Below are 7993 nucleotides of genomic sequence, written 5' to 3' on the forward strand. Positions count from 1 at the left end.
ACGATACTGGAAATGCGGGACATCACGAAATCATTCCCGGGTGTGAAAGCCCTCGACGGCGTGAACCTGAAAGTGGAAAAGGGTACTGTCCACGCACTAATGGGAGAAAACGGCGCAGGCAAATCTACATTGATGAAAATCCTGTTCGGACAGCAGCCGCCCGACAGCGGCACGATCCTGTTTAACGGACAGGAAGTCCACTTCAAATCAGTAAAGGAAGCGGTAAACGCGGGCATCTCGATGATCTATCAGGAACTCAGCCCAATCAAGGAACTTTCCATTGCGGAAAACGTATTCGTCGGCCGCTATCCGAAAACCAGAGCGGGTGCGATTGACTGGAAAACCATGTACGATTCCTGTCAGAAGATCTTTGACCGCTGGGGACTCAATTATAATCCCCGCACCAAGATCAAGATGCTCAAAACTGCAGATATTCAGATGATCGAAATCATCAAGGCGATCTCGTTTAACGCACAGCTTGTTATCATGGACGAACCGACCTCCTCCATCTCTCAGAACGAAATCGAGATGCTGTACGATTTTATCCGTGCTCTCAAGCGTGAAAATATCACTATTATCATCATTACACACAAACTGGATGAGGTATACACCATCGCAGATGAAGTTACTGTTCTCCGTGACGGCCAGTACATCGGCGCTAAGCCAATCGGTGAACTCAGCCGTCCTGAGCTGATCAAGATGATGGTAGGTCGCGAAATGACAAACCTGTTCCCGTCCAAGGACACCGGCTACGGCGATGTTCTGCTGGAGGTCAAAAACCTCAATAACGGTTCCAAGGTAAAGGACATCTCCTTCCAGCTGCACAAGGGCGAAATCCTCGGCTTCGCCGGTATTGTTGGCGCCGGCCGTACCGAGACCATGCGTTCGATTTTCGGACTTGATCCATATGAGTCCGGCGAGATATACTTAGAAGGTCAGCAAATCAAAATCCGCTGTGTACGCGATGCCATCAAGCACGATATCGTAATGGCGACCGAAAGCCGCAAGGATGATGGTCTGGTGCTCTGCCGCTCGGTAGAGGAGAACATCATGCTGCCATCGCTGTACCGCCGCTCCAAGGGCGGCATCCTGGACGTAAAGAAAGAGCACGAAATCGCAGATTCTGCTTCCAAGCGTCTATCGGTTAAGACCAGTTCGCTGTCCACTATGGCAAACTTCCTGTCCGGCGGCAATCAGCAGAAGCTGATCCTGTGCAAATGGCTGCTGATGGATCCCAAGGTGCTCATCCTCGATGAGCCGACCCGAGGCATCGATATCGGTGCAAAATGGGAGATTTACAACATCATTATCGATCTGGCAAAGCAAGGAGTAGGCGTGATTCTTGTTTCGTCCGAAATGGAGGAAGTCATCAACCTGTCTGACCGCGTAATGGTCATGTGCGAAGGACAGATCAACGGCTGTTTGAGTAAAGAGGACGGTATCACGCAGGAAAAGATCATGGCTCTGGCATCGGAGGTTCAAAAATGAAAAAAGGAAAAGAGAGTATCTTCAAAGGCGCGTCTATTGCGGAATTGTACAGTAAATTCGGCGTTGTGCTGATTCTGATCCTCAGCTTGATCGTAGGCACCATTCTTTCGCCGGAGTTCCTCACCGGCTCCAACCTGATGAGTGTGGCGCGAAATGTCGGCGTATACGCGATCATCGCACTGGGCATGACCCGTCTGCTGATCGGCGGCGGCGTTGACCTTTCCGCAGGCTCCAACGTAGCATTCTGCAGCGTTATCCTCGCTGTTATCTACGCACAGACCGGCAGCACGCTGCTGGCAGTGGTCGTTACCTTTGCCGCCGGCATGATCATCGGCGCAATCAATGGCTACTTCGCAAGCTACATCGGTCTTATGCCCTTCATCGTAACGCTCGCGACGCAGATGACCGTCCGCGGTCTGGCTTATCTGGTGGCAGGCGGCGCACCGGTCTACGGTGTCAGCGATTCGGTCGTATTTCTCGGTCAGGGCAATGTCGGCGGCTTCCCCATGCTGCTGATCGTTGTACTGGTCGCAACCGCGATCATGCTGTTCGTCATGACCCGTACCTCGCACGGTCGCTATCTGTATGCCATCGGCGGCAACCCGGAGGCTGCAAGCGCATCCGGTATCAATGTTAAGCGTCAGGTATTTGTCAACTACATCATTATGGGTCTGATGTGCTCCTTCGCCGGTATTCTGTATGCAGGCCGTACCAACAGCGGTCTTCCGGCAGGCGGTGTAAACTTCGAGTTTGAGGCGATCATCGGCAGCGTACTCGGCGGCACTAGCATGGCAGGCGGCATCGGCAACGTGGCCATGTCCATCGTTGGTATCTATGTTGTAGGTATCATCAACAATGTAATGAACCTGTGCAGCGTTAACGCATTCTGGCAGCAGGTTGTAAAGGGTATTGTTATTCTGGTTGCGGTACTGCTTGACGTATTTACCCGCAATGCGATTATGAAATCCACGAAGAAGCGCTAAGCCGCAACGCTGGATTTTGTGATAGGAAAAGAACAAAGGAGAAAGAGACTGGAGGAAAAACGAATGAAAAAGAGATTACTGGCGACTTTACTGGCAGCAAGTGTAGCAGTGGCCATGGCAGCATGCGGGCGAGGCGGCTCCTCCTCCGGCGGCGGTGACAGCGCGGACGGCGGCGAGAAGCTCAACAAGCTGGGTTATATCTCCGCTGCATGGAGTGACGATTACTGCAAACGCTTGAATGACGCAATCGTTGAGCACGGTCCGGAATATGGCTTTGAGGTTGAGGCACTGAACGCCAGCCCGAACGGTATGGCGGACGTTACCGGCTATATTGAAGCCACTGAAGCACTGGCCCAGAAGAACATTGACGCTATTCTCTGTCAGCCGCTGTTCTCCGTGCCGGATATGCTGATGCAGTTCCAGCAGAAGGATGTTAAGGTTGGCTTTGTCAACATCGTACCGCAGATTTCGGATTCCAGTAAGGATCTTGATTTCTGCTACGCAGGCAGCTCTGAGGAAGCAATCGGTGCTCAGCTGGCGGAATCCATGTCTTCCGGCTTGAAGGATGGCGCGAAAATCTGTGTTATCTGTCTGCCATATGGTCAGGACAACGCCGCAGGCCGCCTGAAGGGCCTGCAGGACTGGTTCGCAGCAAACCGCCCGGACATTGAAATTCTCGAGGTCAACTATGTAGAGCGCAACGAGGCTACTCTCGCACAGAGTATTTTCGAGGATTGGATCCAGAAGTATGGTGTCGGCGGCTTTGACGGCGTAGCAACTCAGAGCTCCATGCAGACGCAGGGCATCGTAGAGAGCATGAAGCTCTTGGCCTGAACAACACCAACTTTATCCTTGGCGGTATCTCTGCCTCCAGCAGCGACTGGATCAAGGAAGGCACCGAATACTGCGATCTGTATCAGGACCCGGATCTGGAGGCAACCACTGCACTTGATATGATGCGTCATATGGTAGATGGTACCACCGATGAGCTGGAATTCATGGATAATGCACCGACCAAGAATTTTGTAAACGTTTCTATGACCACTCTGAACGCTGATAATATGGATGAATACACCTCGTCCGCACTGGCAGCAAAATAACCTTTCTTCTTCTTATTAAAAAACGACCCCCTACTAAAGACGCGGCGCAATATGCGCCGCGTCTCAGTTTGTCGAGAAACCCGGTTGCACATTAAGCTGCAACCGGGTTTCTAACGTATTCAGAATAGAAAAATGAAAAAGCAAGAGACGAAAATGAACTCCACCCAAAAAGTTAGACAATCTTTCAAAGTAAAAATTATTCAAGCTGCCGAAAGGGCTTGTTGTCTGTGAACCGCAGGCGGCAAGCCCTTCGATTTTGCCTTTTTGAGCAGTCCGAAAAAATTCTCAATCACAGCGTTGTCTAAACAGTTGCCCTTCCGGCTCATGCTCTGCCGGATGCCTTTCTCTCAGAGCATCCGTTGATACTGCTATGTTGGTACTGCCAGCATTGATCTGAGTGCAGGATTAGATTTGTGTTGTCCGGGATTTTGGCAAGCGCCTTGTCCAGCATCGTGGTCACCATGCTTAGTACAGGTCGATCCGAAATCGTATAGCTGACCAGATTACTGTAGCTCAATTTCTCATTGAGCATCGTTTCGACCACCAGTTTCTTGAATTCTGGTGTGTATCGTTTGTTCGGTACTCCTTTTGACATTAAAATCACCCCATCTGTTAGATAGTATATCACACTGTCTAACAAATGGGGTGCTGTTCAAAATTGCGTCCTTTTTGTTTTATTTATACGGGTCGTCCGGCTTGAGGTAGCAGCATTTCTTATACTTCTTGCCGCTGCCGCACGGGCACGGATCATTCGGGCCCGGCTTCTTGCCGGCACGCTTGGGCTCTGCCTTGACGGAGCCGTCGGTTGCGCCTGCTGCGCCGGTCTCCTTGGCTACCTGCTCACGCTTGGGTTCCTCACGGGTGCGAACCTGTGCAAGGAAAATCATGCGGACGGTATCCTCACGGATGGAATCGATCATCGCGTCGAACATATCAAAGCCCTCGCGCTTATACTCGACCACCGGATCGTACTGACCGTATGCACGCAGGCCGATGCCGTTGCGCAGCTCGGTCATAGCGTCGATGTGGTCCATCCACTTGCTGTCTACGTTCTTGAGCAGTACAACGCGCTCCAGCTCACGCATGATGGGCGAGCCAAGGGCCTGCTCCTTAGCGTCATAAACCTTGTGCGCCTGATCTGCCAGAATGTTGGTCAGCTGGTCAGCGGTCAGATCGTCGCACTCCTCGGGCGTGAAGGTGCAGTCCTCCGGACGCAGGAATACGCCGATGAACGGACGGCGCGCCTGTTCAACCATCTCGGTCGAAATCAGGTTATGCTCGCCGATGGCGGCATGAACCGCATGGGCGATGGTCTCGTCGATCATCTTGACGATGTTGTCCTTAACGTCCTTGCCCTCAAGCACCTGCAGACGCTGTGCGTAGATGGTCTGACGCTGGGTGTTCAGCACATCGTCATACTCAAGGACGTGCTTACGAACGCCGAAGTTGCGGGATTCGATCTTCTTCTGGGCATTTTCGATCGCGCCGGACAGAATCTTCTGGTCGATCGGCTCATCATCGGCAATGCCGAGGGTGTCCATCATGTTCTGGATACGCTCGGAGCCGAACAGACGCATGAGGTCATCCTCCAGCGAAATGTAGAAGCTGGATTCGCCGGGGTCGCCCTGACGACCGGCACGACCGCGCAGCTGGTTGTCGATTCGGCGGGACTCGTGACGCTCGGTGCCGAGGATATACAGACCGCCTGCCGCACGAACCTTTTCGGCTGCCGCGTCGGTCTCGGTCTTGAACTTGCTGTACAGTTCCTCAAACTTGGCACGGATAGCCAGAACCTCCTGATCGTCGGTGTCGGCATGGCCGTTTGCCTCGTAGATCATGTGATCGATGTAGTCGTGCGCAACGCGCTCGTCCATCTCGCCCTTCTGCACACGGTCCTCGACCTCGTGACGGAGATACTTCTTAATTTCATCCAGCGCCATGGTCTCGGCGTTGCCGCCGAGCATGATATCGGTACCTCGGCCTGCCATGTTGGTTGCAATGGTAACTGCGCCCGGCTTGCCGGCCTGTGCAACGATCTCTGCCTCGCGCTCGTGATACTTTGCGTTCAGGACGGTGTGCTTGATGCCCTTGGCCTTCAGGATCTTGCTCAGTTCCTCAGACTTTTCGATGGAAACCGTGCCGACCAGAATCGGCTGACCCTTTGCGTGGCACTGCTCAATGCGGGCAATGGTCGCCATGATCTTGCCGCGCTCGTTCTTGTAAACCGCATCCGGATTGTCCTTACGGGCGATCGGCTTGTTGGTCGGGATTTCGATAACGTCCAGCTGATAGGTGTGGCGGAACTCCTCTTCCTCGGTCAGTGCGGTACCGGTCATGCCGGACAGCTTGCCGTACAGACGGAAGTAGTTCTGGAAGGTGATGGTTGCCAGCGTCTTGCTCTCGTGCTCGACCTTTACGCCTTCCTTGGCCTCGATCGCCTGATGCAGACCCTCGTTGTAGCGGCGGCCGAACATCAGACGGCCGGTAAACTCATCAACAATGATGACCTGACCGTCACGGACAACGTAGTCTACGTCGCGCTGCATAACGCCGCGTGCCTTGATGGCCTGGTTAATGTGGTGCTGCAGCGTGGTATTCGCGGGGTCGGACAGGTTTTCTACCTTAAAGTAAGCCTCGGCGCGCTTCTGACCGTGCGGGGTCAGCGTCGCGGTCTTTGCCTTTTCATCGACGATGTAATCGGCATCGATGTCGTCCTGCTCCTCCTTGGCATCCACTTCCTTGACGCGCAGGCAGGAGAGCTGAGCGGCAAAGCGGTCAGCAATCTCGTACAGCTGAGAGGACTTCTCGCCCTGACCGGAAATGATCAGCGGGGTACGCGCCTCATCAATCAGGATGGAGTCAACCTCATCGACGATGGCGAACGCATGGTCACGCTGAACCATTGCATTTTTGTAGATCGCCATGTTGTCGCGCAGGTAGTCGAAACCGAACTCGTTGTTCGTGCCGTAGGTGATATCAGCGGCGTACATCGCCTTGCGGGCCTGCGGCGGAACCTCATGAATGACAAGACCGACCTTGAGACCGAGGAAGCGGTATACCTTGCCCATCCACTCACTGTCTCGCTTGGCGAGGTAGTCGTTGACGGTGACAATGTGTACGCCCTTGCCGGTCAGTGCGTTCAGATAAGCGGGAAGGGTAGCCACAAGGGTCTTGCCTTCACCGGTCTTCATCTCTGCGATACGGCCCTGATGCAGGACGATACCGCCGATGATCTGTACACGGTAATGACGCATACCGAGTACGCGCCATGCTGCTTCACGGCAGGTGGCAAATGCCTCCGGCAAAAGCTGGTCGAGCGTTTCGCCGTTCTGGTAGCGCTGCTTGAATTCGTCTGTCTTGGCGCGCAGCTCGTCGTCGGTCAGCTTTTTGAACTGCTCTTCGAGTGCGTCCACTTTATCCGCAATGGGGTAGATCTTTTTCAGCTCGTGCGACGAGTGCGTGCCGAAAATCTTGGTCAAAAAATTAGCCATTACTTTTCTTCAGCCTTTCAAAAGGGCGCAATAGCCCCATTTGTTACATATACGATAATATTATAGCATAAAGTGGACAGGATATAAATAAATTTTTTGTGAATAAGCAAATTACTGATATTATAAAGCTGTTAAAGCGGCGGCTGTGGCGGCAAACAAGGCGGCGGACGGGTCGTTTTCCTGTTCGGACAGGGGATGCCACAGGCGGTCAACACGCGCCATGCCGCCGGAAAGCCGGGTGTAGACTACCACCTGCTCCATGCCGAGCCGCACGCCGGTCAGCCGCAGGTGCATCATGCAGCGGTTTTCGCTAAGATAGATGGGCTGGGTGCGGTGCAGTGCAACGTAGCCGCGCACGTTGGCCCAGCGGTAGATTTCACTTTCGGCGAGGTCGTGGATGCTGCCGTGCTCACCGAGATGGACGGCGGTGCTGCTCAGCACCAGACTGCGGTCCACCGAGGTGACTTCGTCGTGACCGGTCAGCGGCCGTTCGTCCGCACCAAGCGTGCACAGCGCGATATTGTTGCGTAACGGGTAAAATCGCAGCGGAAGCGCGTTTGTTTTAGCCGCTGCGGTGAAAACTGCTGTCTGCGTAAAAACTCCTCCGTTGCGGCGTGATTTTGCACGGATTTATCCACAGACTTGTGGATAATCGAATGGTTCCATGCCGGTGCCGCGGAGTGTTATTGTATCACGCGGAAGGCGCGGGATTTGTCAAAATGGAAATTTCAGCAAGCGGGATTTTCCGGGTGGAACCTTTTCAGCACCGGCTGGGCGGGGAGCACGAACTGCGTGAGCGTGTTCGTTCCTAACGGGCGGGGAGTTTTTTGCTTATATCAAGCGGGGGAGTTGCGCTCTGCGGAGCGCGGGAACGTGCGCTGACGCCGCGCGGGCGCACAAGAGGGATGGACACCAAGGTTTCCACCCCTCT

The 7993-nt window shown here is 53.8% G+C and carries 6 protein-coding genes; 4 read left to right on the top strand and 2 right to left on the bottom strand.

Going from position 1 to position 7993, the window contains the following annotated elements; translation table 11 throughout:
* The first annotated feature begins 12 nt into the window (after positions 1-12).
* From DXB00_RS14335 to DXB00_RS17820, 4 genes are all read left to right on the top strand, one after another.
* Entirely contained in the window at positions 13-1488 is a 1476-nt protein-coding gene (locus DXB00_RS14335; protein ID WP_118728725.1) for a sugar ABC transporter ATP-binding protein, read from the top strand.
* The gene (locus tag DXB00_RS14340; protein ID WP_118728726.1) at positions 1485-2471 is read left to right on the top strand and encodes an ABC transporter permease; all 987 of its coding nucleotides are present in this window, start codon (positions 1485-1487) and stop codon (positions 2469-2471) included. Before DXB00_RS14335 ends, DXB00_RS14340 begins: the two co-directional genes overlap by 4 nt.
* 63 nt (positions 2472-2534) lie before the next feature.
* Positions 2535-3305 (top strand): substrate-binding domain-containing protein, encoded by a 771-nt coding sequence (locus DXB00_RS14345; protein WP_119215098.1) that lies wholly within the window; start codon positions 2535-2537, stop codon positions 3303-3305.
* A 131-nt stretch (positions 3306-3436) separates the two neighbouring features.
* A complete protein-coding gene (locus DXB00_RS17820) occupies positions 3437-3571 on the top strand; it encodes a hypothetical protein (protein WP_305143108.1) in 135 nt (44 codons plus the stop codon).
* Positions 3572-4245: 674 nt separating this feature from the next.
* On the opposite strand, the gene secA is transcribed toward DXB00_RS17820, so the two are convergent.
* Both secA and DXB00_RS14360 read right to left on the bottom strand, forming a co-directional pair.
* Complete coding sequence (secA, locus tag DXB00_RS14355; protein ID WP_119215099.1) at positions 4246-7062, bottom strand: preprotein translocase subunit SecA; 2817 nt, start codon at positions 7060-7062, stop codon at positions 4246-4248.
* Between the two features lie 120 nt (positions 7063-7182).
* Complete coding sequence (locus tag DXB00_RS14360; RefSeq protein WP_117752086.1) at positions 7183-7518, bottom strand: hypothetical protein; 336 nt, start codon at positions 7516-7518, stop codon at positions 7183-7185.
* Positions 7519-7993: the final 475 nt, after the last annotated feature.

Source organism: Butyricicoccus sp. OF10-2 (assembly GCF_003481925.1).
GTDB lineage: Bacteria > Bacillota > Clostridia > Oscillospirales > Butyricicoccaceae > Agathobaculum > Agathobaculum butyriciproducens.

Coding starts and splice junctions, on each gene's coding strand:
- DXB00_RS14345 (WP_119215098.1), top strand. CDS start 2,535: ATGAAAAAGAGATTACTGGCGACTTTACTGGCAGCAAGTGTAGCAGTG.
- DXB00_RS17820 (WP_305143108.1), top strand. CDS start 3,437: ATGGTAGATGGTACCACCGATGAGCTGGAATTCATGGATAATGCACCG.
- secA (WP_119215099.1), bottom strand. CDS start 7,062: ATGGCTAATTTTTTGACCAAGATTTTCGGCACGCACTCGTCGCACGAG.
- DXB00_RS14340 (WP_118728726.1), top strand. CDS start 1,485: ATGAAAAAAGGAAAAGAGAGTATCTTCAAAGGCGCGTCTATTGCGGAA.
- DXB00_RS14335 (WP_118728725.1), top strand. CDS start 13: ATGCGGGACATCACGAAATCATTCCCGGGTGTGAAAGCCCTCGACGGC.